Annotated in this window: 22 protein-coding genes, 2 tRNA genes and 1 pseudogene; 3 read left to right on the top strand and 22 right to left on the bottom strand. The window is 64.2% G+C overall.

The genetic code is table 11. The features are described 5' to 3' along the window. From DW913_RS10040 to DW913_RS06340, 3 genes and pseudogenes are all read left to right on the top strand, one after another. Nucleotides 1-437: pseudogene (locus tag DW913_RS10040) on the top strand (lantibiotic ABC transporter permease); the annotation flags it as partial. Between the two features lie 159 nt (nt 438-596). Next, complete coding sequence (locus DW913_RS06345) at nt 597-1,259, top strand: response regulator transcription factor (RefSeq protein WP_117797963.1); 663 nt, start codon at nt 597-599, stop codon at nt 1,257-1,259. 26 nt (nt 1,260-1,285) lie between these two features. After that, a complete protein-coding gene (locus DW913_RS06340; RefSeq protein WP_117797962.1) occupies nt 1,286-2,683 on the top strand; it encodes a sensor histidine kinase KdpD in 1,398 nt (465 codons plus the stop codon). A gap of 608 nt (nt 2,684-3,291) precedes the next feature. On the opposite strand, the gene DW913_RS06335 is transcribed toward DW913_RS06340, so the two are convergent. The 22 genes from DW913_RS06335 to relB form a co-directional block, all read right to left on the bottom strand. Beyond that, nucleotides 3,292-3,368 (bottom strand) — tRNA-Pro (locus DW913_RS06335). 80 nt (nt 3,369-3,448) lie between these two features. After that, nucleotides 3,449-4,663 carry a bifunctional phosphopantothenoylcysteine decarboxylase/phosphopantothenate--cysteine ligase CoaBC gene (coaBC, locus tag DW913_RS06330; protein WP_233542020.1) on the bottom strand — a complete coding sequence of 405 codons (1,215 nt, stop codon included), beginning with the start codon at nt 4,661-4,663 and terminating at the stop codon, nt 3,449-3,451. Between the two features lie 3 nt (nt 4,664-4,666). Continuing rightward, a complete protein-coding gene (locus tag DW913_RS06325) occupies nt 4,667-5,386 on the bottom strand; it encodes a zinc ribbon domain-containing protein (protein WP_117797961.1) in 720 nt (239 codons plus the stop codon). Then, nucleotides 5,383-6,192 carry a Nif3-like dinuclear metal center hexameric protein gene (locus tag DW913_RS06320; RefSeq protein ID WP_117797960.1) on the bottom strand — a complete coding sequence of 270 codons (810 nt, stop codon included), beginning with the start codon at nt 6,190-6,192 and terminating at the stop codon, nt 5,383-5,385. The genes DW913_RS06325 and DW913_RS06320 overlap by 4 nt, the downstream gene beginning before the upstream one ends. Continuing rightward, nucleotides 6,189-7,367, bottom strand: coding sequence for a cysteine desulfurase family protein (locus DW913_RS06315; RefSeq protein ID WP_117797959.1), 1,179 nt, complete (start codon nt 7,365-7,367; stop codon nt 6,189-6,191). Before DW913_RS06315 ends, DW913_RS06320 begins: the two co-directional genes overlap by 4 nt. Nucleotides 7,368-7,373: 6 nt before the next feature. Next, nucleotides 7,374-8,045, bottom strand: a complete 672-nt coding sequence (gene rpe / locus DW913_RS06310; RefSeq protein ID WP_055250140.1) for a ribulose-phosphate 3-epimerase — start codon at nt 8,043-8,045, stop codon at nt 7,374-7,376. A gap of 18 nt (nt 8,046-8,063) precedes the next feature. Then, nucleotides 8,064-9,071, bottom strand: a complete 1,008-nt coding sequence (locus DW913_RS06305; RefSeq protein WP_117797958.1) for an NAD(P)H-dependent glycerol-3-phosphate dehydrogenase — start codon at nt 9,069-9,071, stop codon at nt 8,064-8,066. 9 nt (nt 9,072-9,080) lie between these two features. Further along, nucleotides 9,081-9,764, bottom strand: coding sequence for a glycerol-3-phosphate 1-O-acyltransferase PlsY (gene plsY, locus DW913_RS06300; protein ID WP_117797957.1), 684 nt, complete (start codon nt 9,762-9,764; stop codon nt 9,081-9,083). Next, nucleotides 9,757-11,091, bottom strand: coding sequence for a ribosome biogenesis GTPase Der (gene der, locus DW913_RS06295; RefSeq protein ID WP_117776260.1), 1,335 nt, complete (start codon nt 11,089-11,091; stop codon nt 9,757-9,759). The genes plsY and der overlap by 8 nt, the downstream gene beginning before the upstream one ends. Nucleotides 11,092-11,101: 10 nt before the next feature. After that, nucleotides 11,102-12,544, bottom strand: coding sequence for a DUF512 domain-containing protein (locus DW913_RS06290; RefSeq protein ID WP_117797956.1), 1,443 nt, complete (start codon nt 12,542-12,544; stop codon nt 11,102-11,104). A gap of 2 nt (nt 12,545-12,546) precedes the next feature. After that, nucleotides 12,547-13,446, bottom strand: a complete 900-nt coding sequence (locus tag DW913_RS06285; RefSeq protein ID WP_117797955.1) for a 4-hydroxy-3-methylbut-2-enyl diphosphate reductase — start codon at nt 13,444-13,446, stop codon at nt 12,547-12,549. 2 nt (nt 13,447-13,448) lie between these two features. Then, on the bottom strand, nt 13,449-14,177 hold the full coding sequence (locus DW913_RS06280) for a lysophospholipid acyltransferase family protein (protein ID WP_117797954.1): 729 nt from the start codon (nt 14,175-14,177) through the stop codon (nt 13,449-13,451). A 3-nt stretch (nt 14,178-14,180) separates the two neighbouring features. Continuing rightward, complete coding sequence (gene cmk / locus DW913_RS06275) at nt 14,181-14,867, bottom strand: (d)CMP kinase (protein WP_117797953.1); 687 nt, start codon at nt 14,865-14,867, stop codon at nt 14,181-14,183. A gap of 65 nt (nt 14,868-14,932) precedes the next feature. After that, the gene (locus DW913_RS06270; protein WP_117797952.1) at nt 14,933-15,862 is read right to left on the bottom strand and encodes a pseudouridine synthase; all 930 of its coding nucleotides are present in this window, start codon (nt 15,860-15,862) and stop codon (nt 14,933-14,935) included. Nucleotides 15,863-15,884: 22 nt separating this feature from the next. Then, nucleotides 15,885-16,613, bottom strand: a complete 729-nt coding sequence (gene scpB, locus DW913_RS06265) for an SMC-Scp complex subunit ScpB (RefSeq protein WP_117786830.1) — start codon at nt 16,611-16,613, stop codon at nt 15,885-15,887. A gap of 11 nt (nt 16,614-16,624) precedes the next feature. Beyond that, nucleotides 16,625-17,434: a ScpA family protein gene (locus DW913_RS06260; RefSeq protein WP_117786831.1), complete on the bottom strand. Its 810-nt coding sequence runs from the start codon at nt 17,432-17,434 to the stop codon at nt 16,625-16,627. Nucleotides 17,435-17,518: 84 nt separating this feature from the next. Further along, the gene (locus DW913_RS06255; protein ID WP_117797951.1) at nt 17,519-18,202 is read right to left on the bottom strand and encodes a site-2 protease family protein; all 684 of its coding nucleotides are present in this window, start codon (nt 18,200-18,202) and stop codon (nt 17,519-17,521) included. 9 nt (nt 18,203-18,211) lie between these two features. Beyond that, nucleotides 18,212-18,508: a hypothetical protein gene (locus tag DW913_RS06250; RefSeq protein WP_233542017.1), complete on the bottom strand. Its 297-nt coding sequence runs from the start codon at nt 18,506-18,508 to the stop codon at nt 18,212-18,214. After that, on the bottom strand, nt 18,495-20,528 hold the full coding sequence (locus DW913_RS06245) for an ABC-F family ATP-binding cassette domain-containing protein (protein ID WP_117797950.1): 2,034 nt from the start codon (nt 20,526-20,528) through the stop codon (nt 18,495-18,497). Before DW913_RS06245 ends, DW913_RS06250 begins: the two co-directional genes overlap by 14 nt. Before the next feature lie 75 nt (nt 20,529-20,603). Continuing rightward, nucleotides 20,604-20,676 (bottom strand) — tRNA-Ala (locus DW913_RS06240). 152 nt (nt 20,677-20,828) lie between these two features. Beyond that, nucleotides 20,829-21,113 carry a type II toxin-antitoxin system RelE/ParE family toxin gene (locus DW913_RS06235; RefSeq protein ID WP_117774180.1) on the bottom strand — a complete coding sequence of 95 codons (285 nt, stop codon included), beginning with the start codon at nt 21,111-21,113 and terminating at the stop codon, nt 20,829-20,831. Next, complete coding sequence (gene relB, locus DW913_RS06230; protein WP_117774181.1) at nt 21,110-21,337, bottom strand: type II toxin-antitoxin system RelB family antitoxin; 228 nt, start codon at nt 21,335-21,337, stop codon at nt 21,110-21,112. Before relB ends, DW913_RS06235 begins: the two co-directional genes overlap by 4 nt. Between the last annotated feature and the right edge of the window lie 156 nt (nt 21,338-21,493).

Raw genomic sequence — 21,493 nt, 5'->3', positions numbered from 1 at the left:
TGTTCGGGGGCGCGCTCGCCGTCGCCGGACGCCTGCCGCTCGGGCCCGCTCCGCTTGCGGCCGCCTGGGCGGGCATCGTGCTGGGCAGCTTGCCCCTCTACGCGCTGGGGCTCGGCGTGGCCCTGCGCCTCGGCCGCAACGCCGCCATCGGCGGCGGCGCGGCGGGGACGCTCCTCGCGTTCTTCTCGGTGGGCGGACTTGCGCACGGCCTCATGACCGGCGAGCTCACCGGTGCCCTGGCGACGCCCCTGGGCTGGGTGCCGCTCGCCTGGCCCGCGCGCCTGGGGTCGCTCGGGGTGGAGGCCTTCATCGACGCCGCACGCGCGGCGGGCCCTCTCCTCACGACTGCGCTCGCTGGCCTCGCGCTCACCCTGGCAGCCGCCGCCGTCCTTCTCGCCTGGTTCTGCCGCTTCGAGGACGGGAGGGCAGATGCGTAGGAGGCCGCTCGCCGCCGTGCTCGCCCTCCTCTCCGCAGCGCTCGTCCTGGGCAGGAATGCCCTGCTCGACGCGGCCGAGGCGCCCGCGGCTGCGCGCAGGGCTCTGGACCGCTGAGCGCGGCGCTAGTACAATTCCGACGAGAGTTTCAGGAGGTCAACATGGCTAGGATACTGGCAGTGGATGATGAACGGGCGATCCTCGACGCGCTCGCGCGAGTCCTCGGCCGCGACGGCCATGAGGTCGTCAGGGCGGCGGACCCGACGGCGGTCCCGGGGATGGACCTCTCGCGCTTCGACCTCGTGCTCTGCGACGTCATGATGCCGGGGCTCGACGGCTTCGAGCTCGTGCGGCAGATCCGCCCGGACTTCGACGGGCCCATCGTCTTCCTGACCGCGCGCGTGGCCGAGGAGGATGCCGTGGCCGCCTACGGCCTGGGCGCCGACGACTACGTCCGCAAGCCCTTCGGGGCCGCGGAACTGCGCGCCAAGGTCGCGGCCCACCTACGCCGTGAGCGCCGACCGCGCTCGCACGCCCTCTCCTTCGGGGAGGTGCGGATCGACCTCGGGGCGCGCGGCCTCGCCGTGGGCGACAAGGCCGTGCCGCTCACGCCCACCGAGTACGCCATCTGCGAGCACCTCGCCCGCCACCCCGGGCAGGTCATGAGCCGCGCGCAAATACGCGAGGCGGTACTCGGCTGGGAGAGCGTCGCCGACGACGCGGCCATATCCATGCAGGTCAGCCGCGCCCGGAGGAAACTCTCCGAGGCCGGCGCCGATCCGATCGCGACCGTCTGGGGGATGGGGTACAAGTGGCAGCTCTGAGGATCGGGGCGCGAGGTCGCGGCGGCATGCCGCTCTCCTTCGTCATCGCGCGCTACTTCGCCTACGCGTTCGCGGCGGTCGCCACGGCGTGGCTCGCCTCGTTCATGGTGCTCTCCGTGGCGATCAACGCGGGCTTCGTCTACGAGGCAAGCTGGGGGCCGGCCAATGCGCGCGAGGTCGCGGAGGGCCTGGCACGCGACGGCGTCTGCGGGCAGCAGGACGTGCCGACGGCGTACCGCTACCTCATCCTGAACAAGGACGGATACGTGCTGATGACAGACCTCGAGAGCACGCGGCTCGAGGACGCGACGGAAATGGCCCGTACGGCACTCGCCGCGGATCCGGGCACAGTGGAGATCGAGGGCGGGGGTTCGGGCCTCACCTACGCCGCGTTCCCGCTCAAGGGCGGCGGGGCCTGCGCACTCGTCAGCGAGTACCTGCCGCAGTGGGTCTCGCGCGACCTCGTCGGCCTGCTTCCCAACCCGCAGAACCTCATGCTCGTCGGCGCTGCGGCGGGAAGCGCGCTCGCGCTCGCGCTCGTGGCGCGACGCGCGAGCCGCGTGATCTCGCGCAAGATGGCGCCGCTCGCGGAGGCGGCGGGGCGCGTCGGCGCGGGGGAGCTCGACTTCGCGGTCGGCAGCACCAACGTGCGCGAGGTGAACGACGTCCTCGCCGCGATGGACGCCATGCGGACCTCCCTCGCCGAGTCACTCGAGGCCCGCTGGGCCGCGGAGCGGGGGCAGCGCGAGCAGGTGGCGTCGCTCGCCCACGACCTCAAGACGCCGCTCACCGTGCTGCGCGCCAACGCCGACTTCGTGGCGGAGGAGCTGGAAGACGAGAAAGACGCCGACCTCGCGGCCGCCGCGCGCGACATAGCCGGCAGTGTCGAAAGGCTCGACGGCTACGTGCGCCTGCTCATCGAGGCCTCGCGCGGGTCCGGCGGGGCGGAGAGGGCCCCCATGCGGCCGGCCGAGCTCTGCGAGCAAGTCCTCGCCGAGGCCGCCCAGATCGCCCGGGCGCGAGGCGTGACGCTCGACGCGGCCACGGGCCCTGCTGTCGCGGGCGCGCCCGAGGCCCCGCTCGACCGAACCGCCCTGGCGCGAGCCGCCGCGAACCTCGTGGCCAACGCCGCCGAGTGCGCACGCTCGCGCGTGGCCGTCTCCTGCGACGTCGCGGACGGGCACCTCGTTATCGAGGTTGCCGACGACGGACCGGGCTTTTCTCCCGCCGCCCTCGAACGCGGCTGCGAGCGCCTCTTCACGGACGACTCCTCCCGCTCCTCGCGTGACGGAGGCCGCCACTACGGGCTCGGCCTCCACGTCGCCTCCGAGGCCGCGAGCGCCCACGGGGGCTCCGTCTCGCTCGCCAACGGCCCCTCGGGCGGTGCAGTGGCCACCATCGCGGTCCCCCTGTGCGGGATCTGACTATTTCCTCGATGTCTACCTCGACTGTGATATGTCGCTCGCCGAGGGCGCGACGAGATGGTGTTGCGTCTGCCCCATTTGGTGCTTCTAGCTCAAATTTGATCTGATGTAAGGCCCGTGCAATCCTGCATGGGCCTTTCTTTTGGCAATTGCTCGACCGATTTGTGGCTTGAAACACAAATAATCGAGTTAAGGAGACATGGGGTCATACAGCGGCTCTCAGGGCGCCCTCCGTACTCCCCCCGCCATTGCCTCTGCGGCGTCCTCGTATAGAGCCCATCCTCCTTGGCGTTTCGTTGCAACACCCCACTCGTCCACCGATTAAGTGAACTGCTGGAATAAAGACAGCGACACGCCTGTTCGTTACAGTTGCTATATCTGTGTAAATCGTCGCGATAAATACAGCCGGTACTCGGCTGTATACCAACTACGCGTATGTAGATTCATATCGCGTTAATAAATCGGCTCAAGCGTGTGAAAAACGCGCAAGTAACCGCAAAAGGCGATTATCGCTCAGGTAGTTTTTTGGCACCCTGTTGCTTAATCAAAATTAAGCAATTGATTAAAACAAAAAAGGTCAAGCACTAGGTGCCTGACCTGCAAACTTCTGGTCGGGACGACTGGATTCGAACCAGCGACCCCTTGACCCCCAGTCAAGTGCGCTACCAAGCTGCGCCACGTCCCGAAGCTTTTGTTTGTTGCTCTGCTCTCGCTCGCAACAGGGAGTATATTAACCCGAAACTTTGTCCTTGTGCAAGAACTTTTTTACAAATTTTGAAGCAAGTCCAAAATTGCATCTGCGAGCTGGGGTTTTGTTAGTACGGGAAGTTCTTGCGTGCCCGCTGTGCTCACGATCCAAGCTTTGTTGGTATCGGTTCCAAAGCCCGAATCGGCGCGCGAAACATCGTTGGCGATAATGGCATCGCAACCCTTACGCGCGAGTTTGCGCTGCGCGTACTCGACGACGTTATCAGTCTCGGCTGCAAAGCCGATTACGAGGCGATCTCCCTTTTGGCGTGAAAGTTCGGCCAAGATGTCAACGGTCTCGATGAGCTCGATTCGATCCAGGCGCTCGTTGGCCTTTTTGAGCTTATGGTCCGCCGGGGCCGCCGGCGTGTAGTCGGCGACGGCGGCGGCGCAAATGGCCGCGTCGGCCGTCTGGAAGGCGCTCAGCGCTGCTTTGAGCATTTCTGAGGCGGTCTGTACGTGCACGCACTCCACACCGCGGGGAACGTCGAGCGATGTCGGTCCCAGCACGAGCGTGACGGCGGCACCGCGACGTGCGGCCTCCCCCGCCAGGGCGATACCCATCTTGCCCGAAGAACGGTTGCCAATGAATCGCACCGGGTCGATCGGCTCGTGCGTGGGGCCGGCGGTGATGACGATGCGCTTGCCCGTCAGGTCTTGCGGCACGGGGTTGAGCACCTCACAGACAGCCTCGACGATGTCCTCGGGCTCGCTCATGCGGCCCGTGTCCACGTCGCCGCACGCAAGGTAGCCGCTGCCGGGTCCCACCACGTGAACGCCGCGGTCGCGCAACGTGGCCATGTTGGCCTGCGTCGCCGGCGCCTTCCACATGCCATTGTTCATGGCCGGCGCGATCACGACGGGCCGCGGCGTCGCAAGCAGCGTGGTGGAGATGAGGTCGTCGGCGATGCCGTTGGCCATCTTGGCGATGATATTGGCCGTCGCGGGCGCCACGACCACCAGATCGGGCTCCTGCGCAAGCGAGATATGGTGGATGGGGTCAGACGGGTCGTCGAATAGCCCAACCGCGACCGGCTCATTGGTGAGCGCGCGGAACGTGAGCGGGCCCACGAACTCCGTGGCATGCTCGCTCATAACGACTTTGACACGTGCGCCGCGCTTTTGCAGCAGGCGCACGATATTGCACGACTTATAGGCGGCGATCCCGCCGGTAATGCCCAGCAGGATCGTTTTTCCCTCAAGTTGCATTGAATTGTTGGATGCCGCCGTCATCATTTAGGCTTCCTTGCTGGGGAGCACCAGGAGGCGGTGGCAATACGGGCAATGCGTGATCTCGCTGCCGTCGTGGTTGAGGTCGCTCATGGACGATGCCTGCAGCGCGGTGTGGCAGACCGTGGGGATGTTGCCCTGGATGGTCTCGACGGCCAAGCCGCGGAACTGCTTGAGCAGACGCTCGTAGTCGGTGAGCACGTCGGCCGGCAGCGTGGCGGCAAGAGCGGTGCGCTCCTTAGTGGCGGCTTCGATCTGAGCCTGCAGGTCGGCAGCCTTGGCGCGGGCGGCCTTGGTATCGGCCTTCACGCCCTCCTCGAACTTGGCGATGATGGCCTGCGCGCGGGTCTCGCGGTCGAGCGCCTCTTTGTGGGCGACAACGACATCCTTGCGGGTGTGCTCAATCTTGTCCAGGCGCTTGGCCAGGGTGGCGAGCTCGTTTTCCAGGTCCTGTACCTCGCGGTAGTCGGAGCCGTCAACGTGGCGCTTCTTAGCGGCCTCGATGGCGTTGTTGGTCTGAATCTCGGTGGTGTTGAGATCGTCGAGCTCAATGTCCAGGTCCTTGCGTTGGGCGTAGAGCTTGGTCATCTCGGACTTGAGCTTTACATAGGTCTTGCGCTTGGAAGCGAGCTCCTTGAGCTCCGGCATATTGGCAAGTTCGCTCTTGTTGCGGGCGAGCTCCAAATCGATCTGTTGCAGCTTGAGTAGCGTAGCGCCGGCGCTCATAAGTTCTCTCCTTTTGTCACAGTCCACCATTGGCAAGGGTTCAGTATTTTAATCGCATGACGGGGGTCGGCCCCGGCGTCAACTGCAGAGTTCATCAATATATCAACGAACGGCTCCTCGGAGCGGTCGTGGCCGAGCAAGATCACCGGCAGCCCGCGCAAGGCAAGGTCTTGCGCCACGTGGTAGCCCGCCTCGCCCGTCACGATGACATCCGCACCGGCGGCGATGGCAAGCTCGCCAAAGTCACCCAGCGAACCGCCCAAAATTGCGATGGTGCGGCACGGGTGATCGGCCTCGCCCCACACGCGCGGGTCGCTGCCAAACGCCGCTGCGGCGCGTGCGGCAAGGTTGCGCAGGCTGCAGGGGTCGTGGAGGGTCGCGAGTGCGCCCAGTCCGCAGGCCTCGGGGTCGTCCACGTGCTCCAACGAGCTTGCGGACGCGGCGTCCAAAAGCCTACTTAGGCAGATACGTGCCTCGTGCGAGCGGTCCAGGTTGGTGTGGAGCGAGATAATGCTCACGCCGCAACGGGCTGCCTCGTAGAGCGCCGCGCTGCATTGGGGGCGCGTCGCGCCGGGCGGGCAAAACGCCTCGGGCGCCTTGATATAGATGGGATGATGCGTCAGCAGCACGTTGGCTCCGGCCTCCTGGGCGCGGTGCACATTGGCTTCGGTCGCATCGAGTGCGCAGGCAACGCCGGTGATCTCCGCGGCCGGATCGCCAACGGAGAGTCCTACGTGGTCCCAGGGCTCGGTGTCCGTCTTGGGATAGCGTGCCAGTAGCGCGCGCTCGAGCTCGGCGACGATCATGCGGCACCTGCGATCGAGAGCAGCGTCTGGGCAAACTCGTCCAGATCGTCCGGATTCACGCGGTCGTCAAAGGAAATGCGCAGTGCACCTAGTGCCTGCTCGCGACCAATGCCCATGGCGCTGAGCACATGGCTCGGGTCCATGCTGCCGCTCGAGCACGCCGAGCCGGCCGAAACCTCAAAGCCGGCGGCGTCGAGCTTGATGATGAGTTCCTCGGAGTCCATGCCGTCAATGTAGATCGATACCATGCCGGGCAGACGGTCGGCTTGCGCGTAGTCACCCATGGTGGCGTGAATGCGCGGATGGGCCGTAAGCGTGGCGTAGAGCTTGTCGGAAAGGGCTTGCAGCTTCGCGCGCTCCTGAGCCACATGGGGCGTCAGAGACGAGGCGGCAGCGGCAAAGGCGAGCTGCGTGCGCAGGTCTTGCGTGCCGGCACGACGACCGGCCTCCTGTCCGCCGCCGAAGATGCGCGGGCGCAGCGGCGTGCGGCTCTTAAGGTAGAGTGCGCCAGATGCCACGGGACCGCCAATCTTGTGGGCTGCGACGGACATGGCGTCGACGCCCAGCTCGGTGACATCGAGTGGAATATGCAAGTAGCCCTGGATGGCATCGGTGTGGAACAGGGCACCTGCGGTGTGCGCAGCTGCGGCAAGCTCGCGGATGGGCTGCACCACGCCGGTTTCGTTGTTGGCGACCATAATGCTCACGAGTGCCACGTCGTCGCTGAGCAGCTCGACAAGCGTGGCAGGCTCAACGTAGCCCGCGCGGCAGGGCTGCACCAGGTCGACGGTAAAGCCGGCGGCACGCAGCAGCGGCAGGTTGTCCAGAATCGAATCGTGCTCGATGGCCGAAACGATTACGCGACCGCGCTTGCGATCGCGCTGACGAGCGCCCTCGGCAAGACCGAGCAGCGCCAGCTGGTTGGCTTCGGTGCCGCCGTTGGTCAGTACAATCTCGGACGGGCGGACGTGCGCGCCAAAGCTGCGGGCGATCTCGCGACGTGCAACCTCCAGACGCGCGGCAGCCTTGCGGCCGAGCGAATGCAGCGAGTTGGGGTTGACGCCGGCAAGCTCGCTGTCGTCGTACTCGCGCTGCGCAAGGAGCGCCTCGGCGCGCATTGGCGTCGAGGCGGCATAGTCAAGATTCACGGGTATGCGGTTTTGACCTGCGGTCATAAGGGTTTATGCCTCCTGTGCGGCCTCGTTGCCCAGCTTCTGCAGCAGCGCAACCTCGGCAGCGGGATCTTCGGACTTAAATACGGCGGAGCCGGCCACGAGCACGTTGGCGCCGGCCTTGACGACCTCGGCGATGTTCTTGGAAGAGATACCGCCGTCGACCTCGATCAGGGGCGACACGCCGTGGCGCTCGCACATGGCCTTGAGCTCGTGAAGCTTTGCGATGGTGCCCGGGATAAAGCTCTGGCCGCCAAAGCCCGGGTTCACGCTCATGAGCAGCACCATATCGACGACGTCGATGATGCTCTCGAGCACGCACACGGGGGTGGCGGGGTTGAGCACCACGCCGGCCTTGACGCCGCGCTGCTGCAGATGCGTGAGCGTGCGGTGCAGGTGCGTGGAAGCCTCGTAGTGCACGGTGATCATGTCGGCACCGGCGTCGGCGTACCAATCGACCGTCTCGTCGGGGTTCGTCACCATGAGGTGCGCGTCGACCGGTACATCGGTGGAGCGCTTGACGGCCTTAAGGATGTCAACGCCAAAGGTGAGGTTGCCGGTAAAGTGACCGTCCATAACGTCGAAGTGCACGTAGTCGGCACCGGCGATCTTGTCGAGTTCGCCCTTGAGGTTGGCCATGTCGGCCGAAAGGACAGACGGAGCGATTTTGATGGAACCCATGGTAGAAGCCTTTCTGCGCTAGTCGGTGAGTCCGTAGAACTCTTGAGAAGGGACGCGATCTGTGAGAATCTCGAGCGCCCTATCCAAAGTAACACCGTTGTAGAGCGTTTGCTCCACGGCAAAGGTGAGCGGAATGTCTACGCCCAGTGAACGGGCAAGCTCACTGACGCTGCGGGCCGCGACGGCGCCCTCGACCACCATATGCGTACGTGCCTGGTACTCGTCGAGCGAGATGCCGTGGGCAAACTCGTAGCCAAAGGTGCGGTTGCGCGAATGCTCGGAGGTGCAGGTGGCAATGAGGTCACCCATGCCGGCAAGACCCATGCAGGTCATGGCTTGACCGCCGCGGGCGTGCACCAGACGGCTGATCTCGGCCAGGCCGCGCGTCATGATAAGGGCAAGCGTGTTGTCGCCCGCGCCGAAGCCGGCGGAGATGCCGCACACGATGGCGATGACATTTTTCATGGCGCCGCAAACCTCGACGCCGGTCATGTCCTGCGACAGGTAGATGCGGAAGGCCGTGGATAGGAGCAGGTCCTTAAAGGTCTCCCCTACCTGTGGATCATTGCTGGCGATGACGGCGGCAGAAAGCCCGCCGCGGCAGATCTCCTCGGCATGGTTGGGGCCCGAGAGCGCCGCGACACGCGACTCGTTGCCGATCTCACTGGCGATGACCTCACTCATAAGCAGGCCGGATTCGGGCTCAATACCCTTGGTGAGGCAGAGTGCCGGGGTGTCGGCGGCGATGAAGGGTGCTGCCTGATGGCATACGCTGCGCAGGTGCGTGGAGGGCACGGCAAAGATGATGGCCTCGGCGCCGTCGAGCGCCTGCGACAGGTCCGTGGCGGCGACAACGTTGCCGGGCAGCTCGTAGTCCACCAGATACCGGGGATTGCGGTGCTCGGCATTGATGCCGGTGGCCGTCTGCTCACTGTGGGCCCACATGGTCACGCGCTCGGCTCGCTCGGCGGCGAGGCCGGCGACGGCGGTTCCCCAGGAGCCGGAGCCAATCAGCGCAACATTCATGACTCTATCCTACTTATCGTCGGGCTCGGTGACGCGCTTGGTAAACGAGAGCTTGGACTCCTTACCGGCCATGAGCTTTTGGATATTCGAGCGATGGGCCCACACCACGGTGATGCCGATCATCGCCATGCAGAACTTGAGGCCCAGGCTGCTGTACGGAAAGACCGCGCAAGCAGCGATAGGAAGTCCGATGGCCGCGGCAAGCGAACCCACTGACACATACTTGGTGATGGCGACGGCTACGATAAACATGCCCAGCAGCGACAGGCCAATAGGCCAGTACCAGGCGAGGATGACACCCAGACCAACTGCGATACCCTTGCCGCCGTGGAAGTTGAGATAGGGCGAGAAGATATGGCCCCACACGGCTGCCAGGCAAATGACACCGAGCATCCAGTCGCCGGGGGCTCCGGGCGCCATGATGTTCGGCGGAAATCCATAGCCCACGCTCGCGATGAACGGACGGGCGATGACAACGCAGATGGCGCCCTTAAGGCAGTCGAGCAGCAGCGTGAGCGCGGCCACCTTGGGGCCGGCTACGCGCAGGGCGTTGGTGGTGCCGATGTTACCGGAGCCCGCCTTGCGAATGTCGGTGTGGTTAAACACGCGGCCCAAGATCAGGCCAAACGGAATCGCTCCGATAAAGAACGAGGCCACGGCGCAGATGGCGGTCAGCAGAATCGGATTATGCATCCTTTTGCTCCTTCTTCCTAAAGAAGAGTCGAATGGGCGTGCCGGCAAAGTCGAAGGTCGAGCGCATGCGGTTCTCCACGTAGCGCTGGTAGGTGTCGTTGACCAGGTCACTGTGGTTGACGAAGAACGTGAACGTCGGCGGGTTGACGCCCGTCTGGGTCACGTAGTGCATGCGCAGGCGGCGCTTGCCGTCCACCACGGTATGACCGAACTCGCGCAGGTCGGTGAGGAACGCGTTGAGGCGCGAGGTGCTAATCTTCTGCGAGCGCGTCTTTTCGGCGGCGTCTACCATCGCCCAGATCTTCTCGACGCTGCGGCCGGTGAGAGCAGAGATGCGCAGGTACTGGGCCCAGGGAGCCATGACGCCCAGACGGCGGTCGATGGTCTCCATGCAGGCCTCGCGCTTACGGTCGTCGTCGAGCAGATCCCACTTGTTGAGCAGCACAACGATGGCGCAGCCGCGCTCGATGGCAAGACCCATGACCTTCTGGTCCTGCTCGGTAACGCCCACGGAGGCGTCGACGACGAGCAGCGCCACGTCGGCGCGGTCGATGGCGCGCAGGCCGCGGACCATGGAGTAGTACTCGATGTTCTCGTACACGGTGCTCTTCTTGCGAATGCCCGCGGTGTCGACCATGCGGTAGTGCTTGCCGTTACGCTCGACGACAGTGTCGATGGCGTCGCGCGTCGTGCCGGCAATGTTGGACACGATAGAACGGTCGGCGCCCAGGATGCGGTTGAACAGCGACGACTTGCCGGCGTTGGGGCGGCCGATGATGGCCACGTTCAGCGCGTCGGGGAACTCATCGGCGACCTCGTCTTCTTCCTCGGGAAGCAGGGCCACGATATCGTCGAGCAGGTCGCCCGTGCCATGGCCATGCAGGGCCGAGAGCGGCGTGGGCTCGCCGATACCGAGCGAATAGAACTCCCAGATGCTGTCGTTTTCGCGATCGGGGTTGTCGAGCTTGTTCACCAGCAGAAAGACCGGCTTGTCGCAGCGCTTGAGCATGCGGGCGACCGACTCGTCCTCCTCGGTGACGCCGGTGCGGCCATCGACTACAAACAGGATGACGGCGGCTTCCTCGGCGGCGGCGAGCGCCTGGTCGCGGATGGACGTGGCAAAGACGTCGTCGCTCTTGAGCGGCTCGATGCCGCCCGTGTCGACGATGGTGAACTCGCGGCCGTTCCAATCGGCCGTGTGATACGAGCGGTCGCGCGTGACGCCGCGGGACTCGTGGACGATGGCGTCCGAGGTCTGGGCCAGGCGGTTAACGAGCGTGGACTTGCCCACGTTGGGGCGTCCGACGACGGCGACGATAGGTTTCATCTGCTCTCCTTTAATGGGTAGGGTCAGTGGAAATGTTAGAGTCCGCGGACACAATGCCAAGGATATGCTCCAGGGTATCGAGCAACTCATGCGGCATGGTCGACACCACATGAACCTCGGCACCGCGACTGGTAAGGCTTGCGAGTAAATCGTCACGATGATACTCGTCAAGCGTCATGCCGTCAGCGTTGAACATGAGCTTAGGCACAAAGAGCATAACCCCCGACAGGTCTTGTGGCAGCTGCTCCAAGATGTCGCAGGCGACGATGAGGCCGGTCACGTCCACGTTGCCGCCAAAGTAGCGGTTTTTGATGGCTGTGACGGTGCCGGCGAGGCCGTGCGGCGATTCCACAAAGCGGGCCACGGTGTCGCGCGCGCTGGCGCCCGAGAGGCACAGCAGGTGCTGGCTGCGGGCGGCGATGGCCTCGCGGACGCGGGCCAGACGCTCGGCGTCGGCAGCAAGCACGTCGTCGGTCTCGTCCAGATACGAGCGGATCATGCCAATGCCGTCGTAGTACTGCGGGTAACCGTCGTAAAAGTCCGCCTCGGGAGGATCGATGCCGGCGTCCAGATAGAACTCGTCGCTCATCTGGAAGGTGTGGCGGCCAAAGCGCTCGTAGGCTCGATCCTGGAAAGGCCGGATCATGGCAATGGTCTCGCGAGCCAGCTCGGGCTTGTCGCTGTAGGACCAGCTAAAGCGGTTCTGATGCTTGGTAAAACCGAGCGGCACAATGCCCAGGCTTGTGATTTGCTCGTGCTCCTCGCAAAAGCGCAGGGTCTTTTCCAGCTCCTCGCCGTCGTTCATGCCGGGGCACAACACGATCTGCGCGTGAATCTCGATGCCGGCGGCCATGATGGCTTCGAGTACGTCCATGCCGCGCTGGGCGTTGCGGCCCATCATGCGGCGGCGGACGTCGGGGCTTACGGCATGGACCGACACGTTCATAGGGCTCATGTTGCGTTGGATGACGTTTTGAACATCATCGTCGGTGAGGTTCGTGAGCGTGACAAAGTTGCCCTGTAAAAAGCTTAGGCGATAGTCGTCGTCGCGAATGTAGAGCGTGGAACGGCCGCCCTTGGGCAGCATGGTCATAAAGCAGAACACGCAGGCGTTCACGCAGGTGCGCATGCCGTCAAAGATGGGGCCGTCGAACTCCAGCCCCCAGTCCTCTCCCGGGAAGCGGTCGAGCTCGACGGAGGTGACGGTGTTGTCGCGTGGGTCGAAAACCTCGAGGTCGACGGTATCATCGTCGGCCTCCCAGAGCCACACGATCATGTCGGTGAGCTGCTCGCCGTTGACCGTGAGCACGCGCATGCCCGGCTCGATACCCACATCCCACGCGGGCGATTCGGGACGCACGTTCTTTACGAGCGCGCCTTCACCCGGCTCGGGGTCGCGGCTGCGCCCGTAATCGGCCACCTCGGCGGCATATGCGGGTACGGTCTGGTCCATGATTAGCGGCAAAGCTCCTTGATGCGCGTTACGGCGCGCTCGATGTGTTCTTGCGGGGTGGAAGCGCCGGCGGTGATGCCGATGTGGTGAGCGCCGGTTAACCACTCGGCCTGGAGCTCGGAAGCTTCCTCGATGTGATACGTGCGCTCGCAGGCGTCGGCGCAAATCTGTGCCAGGCGGCGGGTGTTGCCCGAGTTCTTGCCGCCCACCACGACCATGCAGTCGCAGCGGTTGGCAAGCGTGGCTGCCGCCTGTTGACGCTCGCTCGTGGCGGCGCAGATGGTGTTGATCACACGAAGCTCTTGTACGCGCGGGGTGATAGCGGCCACGACCTCGGCGAGGTTCTGCGCGGTCTGGGTGGTCTGTACAACCAGGCCCACCTTGCCCTTGAGCGGCAGGGCATCGGCGTCGGCGGCACAGCTCACGACCTGCGCGTCATTGCCGGCGTGGCCCAGAATACCCTCGACCTCGGGATGGCCCGGCTCGCCCACGACGATCACGTGGTAGCCCTCGTGCACCAGGCGCTCGGCCGCCACATGGACCTTCTTCACGTAGGGGCAGGTGGCATCGACCACGTTGAGGCCGCGCTTGCGGGCAGCATCGATGACCTGCGGTACCACGCCGTGGGCGCGGATGATCATGGTGCCGGTTGCGGCGTCGTCCAAGGTGTCGGCCAGACCGACGCCTGCCTCGGCGAGCTCGCGCACCACGATGGGGTTATGGATGAGCGGACCCAGCGTGTGGACCTGAGCGCTCTCCCCTGCCTGCGGCGCGGCGGCCAATGCCATGTCGAGCGCGCGCTGCACGCCGTAGCAGGTGCCGGCGTGAGCTGCAATCTCGATGGTGGGCACGGTGGCTTGGTCGGACGCAGTCGCGGCGGTGTTCGTCACGTTCTCGCTCATGGCTAGAACCTGCCAGGATGCTCGGCGCACAGCTCGTCGCGCATGGCGTATACGCGGCTCATAGCCTCGGACTCAAACCAGGCCAAGCGCTCCGTACGCTTAAGCCCGGCCGGTGCATCGGAAAGCGAGACGGCTTTGCCGGCACGAATCCAGCACTTCTTGGGACGCATGAGCTTTTTGCCCGCAGGCGTGATGTCGGACCAGCCGCAGATGGCGAGCGGGTTGACGGGTGCCTTGCCCATCTGGGCGATGAGCGCAAAGCCGCCGTGGACCTCGGGTTTAATCTCGCGCGAGCGGATGCGCGTGCCCTCGGGGAAGATCAGAACGTCCTCGCCGCGCTGCAGCGCATGCTGGGCGGCACGCAAACACTTCATGTCGGCGGTACCGCGCTCGACGGGAATGCCACCTACGCGGCTAAAGGCCCAGCGTACGATCTTGCTCTTGGCAAACTCGGACTTAAAAATGGGGCGAATGCGGCGGCCACCAAAGAACAGCGCCGTCTCGACAGCCAGGAGCTCGGCCATCGAGGTGTGGTTGCAGATGACCACGCTGCCGCGGCTTTCCTGGCGCTCAAACAGCAGGTCGGCGTCCTCGACCTTCCAGCGCCACATGAGCTTGGAGAAGGCCCAAAGGATTGCCATGACCACGACGACGGTGCCGCGGATGAGCGCGGGGAACTCGGCATACGGGGCGTTGTAATAGTCCTCGGGCGTCTGTTTAAACAGGCGCATGGGCTACCTCCTTTGGTTGATGAGGCCCTCGATGATCGAGACGACCTCGTCGATGGTGTGGGCGGTGGAGTCGACATGTACCGCGTCCTCGGCGGGCACGAGCGGCGCGACCTCGCGGCTGCTGTCAAGCTTGTCGCGCTGCTTAAGGGCGTCGAGAGTCTCGTCGACCTCGGCCTCGAGCTGCTCGGCAGTAAGCGGCTGGGCGTCGTTTTGGTGACGCTGCAGCACGCGGCGGCGGGCGCGCTCGCGCGGGTCGGCGGTCAGGAAGACCTTGACCTGCGCGTTAGGGAACACGACGGTTCCGATGTCGCGACCCTCGGCCACGATATTGCGGTCCTCGGCGGCACGGCGCTGATGGATGAGCATGGCGGCGCGCACGCCCGGATAGGCCGAGACCTTGGACACGTTGGCGTCGACCTGGGGGGTGCGGATGGCGGCCGAAGCGTCCTGGCCGTCAATGGTCAGGCGCGTATCCTCGCCGGTGCCGTTGGTAAAGCGAATCTCGATCTGCTCGGCGAGGGCGTCGATGGCCGCCTCGTCGTCCAGGTCGATGCCGCGGTCGAGCGCGGCGAACGTGACGGCGCGATACATGGCGCCCGTGTCGAGCTTGTTAAAGCCCAGCTGGCGGGCGATCTCCTTGGCGATGGTGGATTTGCCGGAACCGGCGGGGCCGTCGATGGCGACGATCATGCAATGCTTCCTTTCGATGGTTGACGTGCTGGTATGGTTCGGGGCGCTGGGGCGCGGCGGGTTGCCTAGCCTGTGTAGCGCTCGCGGTAGGTGTTGCGCTTGGGTGCGGAGCCGTGGCTGCCGTGGTGACGCGTGCGGCTGGCGGGCGTATCTTGGGGCTTGCCGCCGTTGCGCTTGGCGCTCGCCTGCTTGGGCGGGATGCCGCCGGCCTTGAGGATCTTCACCTCGCGGTCGGTGAGCTCGCGCCACGAGCCCTTGGCCACGCCCTCGAGCTCAAGGCCGGCAAAGTTGCAGCGATGCAGGCGGATTACCGGATGGTGGATCTTGCTCAGCATGCGCTTGACCTGGTTCTTGCGTCCCTCGCGGATGATGACCTCCACGGCGGTGGTACCGGGCTTTACGCCTTGCGGAGCCACGGCCTCTGCCTCGCGCGCGGTGATGACGCGGCAGATTGCCGGCTGGCACAGGCCGTCGTCGAGCTCGATGCCACGGCGGAGCGGTTCCAAGTCGCGATCGGTCAGGTGGCCGTCCACGAGCGCCTGGTAGGTCTTGTAGACGTGCTTGCTGGGGTGCAGCAGGTCCTGCGACAGGTCGCCGTCGGTGGTAAAGAGCAAAAGGCCCGTGGTGTCGCGGTCCAGGCGGCCCACCGGAAACAGGCCCGGAAAGCGATCGCGGGGGACCAGGTCGGCCACGCAAGGGCGCTCCTGCGGGTCGCTCATGGTGGTGAGGTAGCCGGTCGGCTTGTAGAGCATCAGGTACACGGCGCCCTGGTTGAGCTTGACGGGCATGCCGTCGACCTCGATATGGTCGCGGTCGATGTCGACCTTGGTGCCCAGCTCGGTCGCGACCTCGCCGTTGACGGTCACGCGGCCGGCGGTCATCAGGTCCTCCGAGCCACGGCGGCTCGCCACGCCCGCGCGCGCCAAAAAGCGCTGCAGGCGCATGGTGTGCGGATAGACGGGCTGGGCGTCGGTGACGGGTACTGCGTTGGCCATGGCGCGCGTCTCCCCTACTTCGTTAGTCCTCGTCATGTAAATCCTCCGAGGTCTCGTCGACGACCAGGGTCTCCAAGTCCTCGATTGCCTCAACATCGTCAACATCGGTATCGAGCAGTTCGCGCTCTTCGTCCAGGTCCTCGGCCTGCTCCTCGAGCGTGGACTGAATGCTGCGGCCGCTCAGGCGCTCGCGGATAAACTGACGCGACTGCTCGTCGGGGGCAAACTGCTCCAGGTCGGGCAGGTCGCGGGTGGAACGCAGACCGAACTTTTCCAAGAATGCGTTGGTCGTGCCGTAAATGATGGCCTGACCGCGCTGGGGGTCACGACCGAGCTCGCGCACCAGGCCCTTGTCCACGAGCGACGCGATGACGCCGTCGGAATTGACGCCGCGGATGCCCTTGACCACCTCGCGCGTCACGGGCTGGTGGTATGCGATGACGGCCAGTGTTTCGAGCGCCGCCTGCGACAGCTTTTGCGTGTCCCAGCTCAGCACATAGGCCTCGACCACGTCGTGGTAGGCGGGATGCGTAAACAGGCGCCAGCCGCCGGCGACCTCGCGCAGCTGAAAGCCACGGTTGGCCTCCTCGTACTCAACCTTGAGCTCGGCGAGCAGCGATGCGCACTCGCCGGGGGCGATATCCAGTGCGCCGGCGAGCGCGGGCGCACTCACCGGGTCGCTCGACACCAGCAGCAGCGCCTCGAGGGCGCCTTTGAGGCTGTTTGCCTCCAGCGTGGAAAGGGTTGACATGGTTGCGGCTCCTATTCGGTGAGATCGGGGCCCTCGCCGGGCACGTATGCCTCGGCGCCCTCGACGCGGTTGATTTGAATGGTTCCAAAGATCTCGTCCTGGCTCAGCGTGAGCGAGCCACGCTTGGCTAGCTCGAGCATTGCTAGGAAGGTAACGACGAGCTGCTCGGTGGTGGCGTCGCCGTCCAACAGCTCGCGGAAGGTACAGGTTTGGTGCGTCATGGTAAAGCGGTCGACTGAGGCCACGGTCAGGTCGAGCGGCACGCGATGCGGTGCCACGTGCTCGGCCTCCAGCAAGAAGGTCTGGCGCTTGCCGTCCAGGTCGGCACAGATAACGGCCAGGCCGCGCAGGGTGATGCCGGCCAGGTAGTCGGGCATGAGGCCCAAAAACTCAGGGTCGGGTCCGGCAACACGCGGATGCATGCGGCTCTCGGCCTGCATCCGCGCGCCAAGGGCCGCCGCCGCGCCCTTAAACTGCTTGTAGGCGATCAGGCGCTGGATTAGGACCTCGCGCAGGGCGTCGCCGTCGAGCGCGCTGAGCTCCTCGAGGTCTTCGTCAATCTCGTCGTCGTCATCAACTTTGCGCGGGGCCTCCTGCGGCACCAACGAGGCGGCCTTGATGTCCAAAAGGGTTGCTGCGACCAGCAAAAAATCGCTCGCCACGTCCAGGTCCAGCGCCTCAATGCGCTCGGCCTCGGCAAGGTACTGCTCGGCCACCTCGCTGATGGAGATAGCGCCGATATCTACTTTTTGGCGGGTTACCAGCTGCAGCAGCAGGTCGAACGGTCCGCTGTAGACCTGCGTCGACACGCGATACGACATCTTCGACCTCCTTTGACGGCGCCTTCGCGGCGCGGTTTGGGTGCATGTTACGACCGTTTTGCACGGTCGACCCGTAAGTTTACCTTAGATGCCGGCGATTGCGAAGTTGAGCAGCTGCTCAGCAAGCGGATACACGGTAACGTCGAAATAGCGGCCGATCACGTCGATGCCGGTCCACATGGGCAGCAGATACAGCACGATGATGAGGATGGGCATAGCATATTGCTGCAGACGGTAATAGTTGTTGAGCGCCTTGCCTTTGAGGAAGGGCACGATGATCGACGAGCCGTCGAGCGGCGGGATTGGGATGAGGTTAAAGAACGCAAGCGACAGGTTGACCACGATAAAGGTGGCGCCGAAGTTCATGATCTGGGACGCCAGGGCAAAGGACATGCTGGCATAGAGGTTGCCATAGGCTGCGTGCATGAGGGCGGCAGCGAGACACGCGAGCGCGATGTTTGATGCGGGGCCGGCTGCGCTCACCAGGACCTCGTCACGCTTGGGGTGCTTGAGGTTGTTGAGGTACACGGGCACGGGTTTGGCGAAGGCGAACACCGGGCCGCCGGCGGCAAGCATGAGCAGCGGCAGGATGATGGTGCCAAACGGGTCGATATGGTTAAGCGGGTTGAGCGACACGCGGCCGCGCGAACGGGCCGTCTTATCGCCGAGTGCCCAGGCCGCGGCGGCGTGCGCGCTCTCGTGGATCACGATTCCCACGATGACGGCGACGGCGCTGGCGAGCAGGTTCATGATGTAGCTGCTGGACATGGCGCTCCCCTAGCGAACGCGGCGCGAGGCGCGCGTGAGCAGGTAGTCGATCACAAACAGGATGACGGCCACGATGGCGTAATCCAGGCGGAACACGCCGCCAAAGGGCGATGTGATGACGCCGTAGCCGGCGATGGCGCTCGGCAGCGCGCGCGAAAGCTCAACGACAAAGCCCACGATCTGCAGCTTGGCGGTGAGGCCGCTAAAGCACGGCAGCACGGTCATCGCGCTCATAAAGATGCCGCAGATGCGACAGGCGATGGCGATGATGCTCATCGCCACGGCAGCGGCCTTACGAGAGTTCACGCGCGGTCTCCTCTTCGATCTGGGTGGAAAGCTCGAGCCATTCGTCCTCGAGCTTGGGCAGCTCTTGCTTAAGGCCGTTATATTCCCCCAGCGCGGCGTTGAACTTGTCTTGATCGGCATAAAGCTCTTCGCTTGCCATCAATTCCATAAGCTCGTCATAGCGGGCACGCTTTTTGTCGAGCTCCGTCTCGATCTTCTTGAGCTGGTTGCGCACGCCCTTGAGCTTTTTATTGAGCGCTGCGCGGGCTTGGGCCTCGGCGCGCTTTTGCTCCTTGGTCTTTTTGCCCTCGGCGGGTTTGGGGGCAGCTGCGGGGGTGTCGGCCTGGGCGGCGCTGGCTTTGGTGGACTTGGCCGTGGCCGGCGCACTCTCCCCTGCCGTCTCGGCGGCGGCACGGGCTGCGAGGTCCTCGCGCTTGTAGAGGTAGTAGTCGTAGTCGCCGTCATAGACCGTGACCTTGCCATCGCGGATGTCGATCACGCGGTTGGCCACGGCGCGCACCAGGTGTTCGTCGTGGCTGATCAGCACGATGGTGCCGGGGAAGTTTTGCAGGGCGTTCTCGAGCATGTCCACCGAGTCGATGTCTAGGTGGTTGGTGGGCTCGTCCAGGCACAGGAGCGCCTCGGGGGCCACGAGCATCTTGGCCAGGGCCAGACGCGCTTTTTCGCCGCCGGAGAGGACGCGAACCTGCTTCTCGATGGAATCGTTGTCGCTAAACAGGAAGGCGCCCAGTAGGCTGCGCTGCTGTGGCACGGTCCACTTGGGCGTGACGGTGTCGATCTCTTGCAGGACGGTGTTGGACTCGGTCATGCCCTCGAGCGCGTGCTGGGCGTAATAGGCCACGCCCACGTTGGTGCCCAGGTCGCGGGTGCCGGTGGTGGGCGGCTCCAGTCCCGCGATGATCTTCATGAGCGTGGACTTGCCGGCGCCGTTGGGGCCGACGAGCGCCACGTGCTCGCCGCGGTAGAGCTTGAGGTCGATATCGCTGTAGATGTGCTTGTCGCCGTAGGACTTGGAGACGCCCTCCAGGCCCACGACCATATCGCCTGAGCGCGGTGGGTCAGGGAACTTAAAGTCGATGTGCTTGTGGCCCTCGGGTAGGATGACAAGCTCCTTTTTGATCTGCTCGATCTTGCGGATGCGCTCCTGGGCCTGGGCTGCCTTGGTGGGCTTGTAGCGGAACTTGTCGACGAAGACCTGCATATGGGCGATATCGCGCTCCTGGGCGGCACGCTTGGCGCGCATCTGCTCCAGGTTGTCCTCGCGCTGCTTGAGATAACTGCTGTAGTTGCCGGTGTAGGTGGTTACGCGGCGGTTCTCGAGCGCGGCGACGTGGTCGACGCAGGCATCCATAAAGGCGCGGTCGTGACTGACGATGAGGACGGCGCCGTCGTAGTTGGCGATAAAGCCGCGAAGCCATTGGACGCTCTCGAGGTCCAGGTGATTGGTGGGCTCGTCCAGCAGCAGCAGGTCGGGGTGGCGCAGGAAAAGCTTTGCCAGCGCGATACGCATCTGCCAGCCGCCGGAGAACTCGGAGCACGGGCGCTCAAAGTCAGTGACCTTAAAGCCCAGGCCGGACAGGATCTTGCGGGCGTTGCTCTCGAGCTCGTAGCCGCCCAGGTGCTCAAAGCGGTCTTGGACTTGGCCGTACTCGTTAAGGAGTGCGTCGACGTCCTTGCCTTGCTCGGAGAGCTCGGTGATCTGGGCCTGCAACTCGTTGGCGCGCTCGCCCATGCGGCGGATTTCCTTGGCGGCGGCCATGACCTCGGCAAGGATGGTGGTGTCCTTGTGCTCCAGGTTGGTTTCCTGCTCTAGGTAGCCCACCTGGCAGTCTTTTGCGTACTGGACCTGGCCGGCGTCGGGGCTGTCGATTCCCATGATGATCTTGAGCATGGTGGTTTTGCCGGCGCCGTTGGGTCCCACGAGTGCGAAGCGCTCGCCGGGGTTGATCTGGAAGGACGCGCCACTAAAGAGGACGCGCGCGCCGAAGCTTTTTTCGATCTTGTCGACCAGGAGGATCATGGTGCCGCCTTTGACCTTGTGTGCCTATATGAAAAAAGGCCCCAACTTGCGTTGGAGCCTCATTCAATGCTCGGGTGGAGACGAGGGGGATCGAACCCCTGACCTCTTGACTGCCAGTCAAGCGCTCTCCCAGCTGAGCTACGCCCCCGTGCGAACAAGTACTATACGGGAACTCGGACGGCGATGCAAGGACAATTTTGGAAAATATTTTGCGGGCGGCGGCGCCCCGCGGGCGCGTCCCATGGGCCGTCCGCCACGAAACCGGCCCACGCCGTGACGGGCAGCCTGACTCTGCGAAGGCTATATCCGCGGCATGTTTTTGTAGACGCCCTGGCGGTGGCCGACCCTCACGACCTCGACGACGGCCTTCCCATCCTCGATCCTCCCCAGGATACGGTAGACCCCGACGCGCCAGCGCCAACCGGAGTCGGTGCCCTGAAGCTGTTTTCCGTTCGGTGCGAGACGTGGGTCTTCGCATCCATTAAGATGTTCTTGGACCCAGGACAGGACGATGAGCCTTTGCTTTTTCGGGATCTTGACAAGTTGCTTGGCCGCAGCCTTGGACCACTCGACACTGAAGCTCATTCGGCCTCCATGGCCATGCGCATGACGTCATCCATCGAGTAGCGGGTGCCGTCATCTTCTACCAACGCCTCGTTGTATGCCTTGATATCAGCTGCCTCTTCGACCTTCTCGAGGGCGGCACTCCTCACGAATTCAGAAAAGGACATGCCGAGGACGCTCGCATAGGACTGGATCCAGTCCTTCTCTCCCTCGTCGAACCTAATGGCGGTCGCACTCATGGCCATGGTTACTCCAATCAACGTAATACGATGTAATACGTCAATTATACCCGTTCGTTTCGGGTACAGTCCCAAAATGTGTATGTATTAGAATTATCTTAACGTTAAATCAATACCTTTCCATTTAAGTTGAATCCGGCTATCCAATATGATGCTGTGCAG

The sequence above is a fragment of the Collinsella sp. AM42-18AC genome (genome assembly GCF_003467965.1).
Classification (GTDB): domain Bacteria; phylum Actinomycetota; class Coriobacteriia; order Coriobacteriales; family Coriobacteriaceae; genus Collinsella.
This window is presented reverse-complemented; position numbering and strand designations above follow the sequence as displayed.

Coding starts and splice junctions, on each gene's coding strand:
- DW913_RS06345 (WP_117797963.1), top strand. CDS start 597: ATGGCTAGGATACTGGCAGTGGATGATGAACGGGCGATCCTCGACGCG.
- DW913_RS06340 (WP_117797962.1), top strand. CDS start 1,286: ATGCCGCTCTCCTTCGTCATCGCGCGCTACTTCGCCTACGCGTTCGCG.
- coaBC (WP_233542020.1), bottom strand. CDS start 4,663: ATGACGGCGGCATCCAACAATTCAATGCAACTTGAGGGAAAAACGATC.
- DW913_RS06325 (WP_117797961.1), bottom strand. CDS start 5,386: ATGAGCGCCGGCGCTACGCTACTCAAGCTGCAACAGATCGATTTGGAG.
- DW913_RS06320 (WP_117797960.1), bottom strand. CDS start 6,192: ATGATCGTCGCCGAGCTCGAGCGCGCGCTACTGGCACGCTATCCCAAG.
- DW913_RS06315 (WP_117797959.1), bottom strand. CDS start 7,367: ATGACCGCAGGTCAAAACCGCATACCCGTGAATCTTGACTATGCCGCC.
- rpe (WP_055250140.1), bottom strand. CDS start 8,045: ATGGGTTCCATCAAAATCGCTCCGTCTGTCCTTTCGGCCGACATGGCC.
- DW913_RS06305 (WP_117797958.1), bottom strand. CDS start 9,071: ATGAATGTTGCGCTGATTGGCTCCGGCTCCTGGGGAACCGCCGTCGCC.
- plsY (WP_117797957.1), bottom strand. CDS start 9,764: ATGCATAATCCGATTCTGCTGACCGCCATCTGCGCCGTGGCCTCGTTC.
- der (WP_117776260.1), bottom strand. CDS start 11,091: ATGAAACCTATCGTCGCCGTCGTCGGACGCCCCAACGTGGGCAAGTCC.
- DW913_RS06290 (WP_117797956.1), bottom strand. CDS start 12,544: ATGGACCAGACCGTACCCGCATATGCCGCCGAGGTGGCCGATTACGGG.
- DW913_RS06285 (WP_117797955.1), bottom strand. CDS start 13,446: ATGAGCGAGAACGTGACGAACACCGCCGCGACTGCGTCCGACCAAGCC.
- DW913_RS06280 (WP_117797954.1), bottom strand. CDS start 14,177: ATGCGCCTGTTTAAACAGACGCCCGAGGACTATTACAACGCCCCGTAT.
- cmk (WP_117797953.1), bottom strand. CDS start 14,867: ATGATCGTCGCCATCGACGGCCCCGCCGGTTCCGGCAAATCCACCATC.
- DW913_RS06270 (WP_117797952.1), bottom strand. CDS start 15,862: ATGGCCAACGCAGTACCCGTCACCGACGCCCAGCCCGTCTATCCGCAC.
- scpB (WP_117786830.1), bottom strand. CDS start 16,613: ATGTCAACCCTTTCCACGCTGGAGGCAAACAGCCTCAAAGGCGCCCTC.
- DW913_RS06260 (WP_117786831.1), bottom strand. CDS start 17,434: ATGTCGTATCGCGTGTCGACGCAGGTCTACAGCGGACCGTTCGACCTG.
- DW913_RS06255 (WP_117797951.1), bottom strand. CDS start 18,202: ATGTCCAGCAGCTACATCATGAACCTGCTCGCCAGCGCCGTCGCCGTC.
- DW913_RS06245 (WP_117797950.1), bottom strand. CDS start 20,528: ATGATCCTCCTGGTCGACAAGATCGAAAAAAGCTTCGGCGCGCGCGTC.
- DW913_RS06235 (WP_117774180.1), bottom strand. CDS start 21,113: ATGAGCTTCAGTGTCGAGTGGTCCAAGGCTGCGGCCAAGCAACTTGTC.
- relB (WP_117774181.1), bottom strand. CDS start 21,337: ATGGCCATGAGTGCGACCGCCATTAGGTTCGACGAGGGAGAGAAGGAC.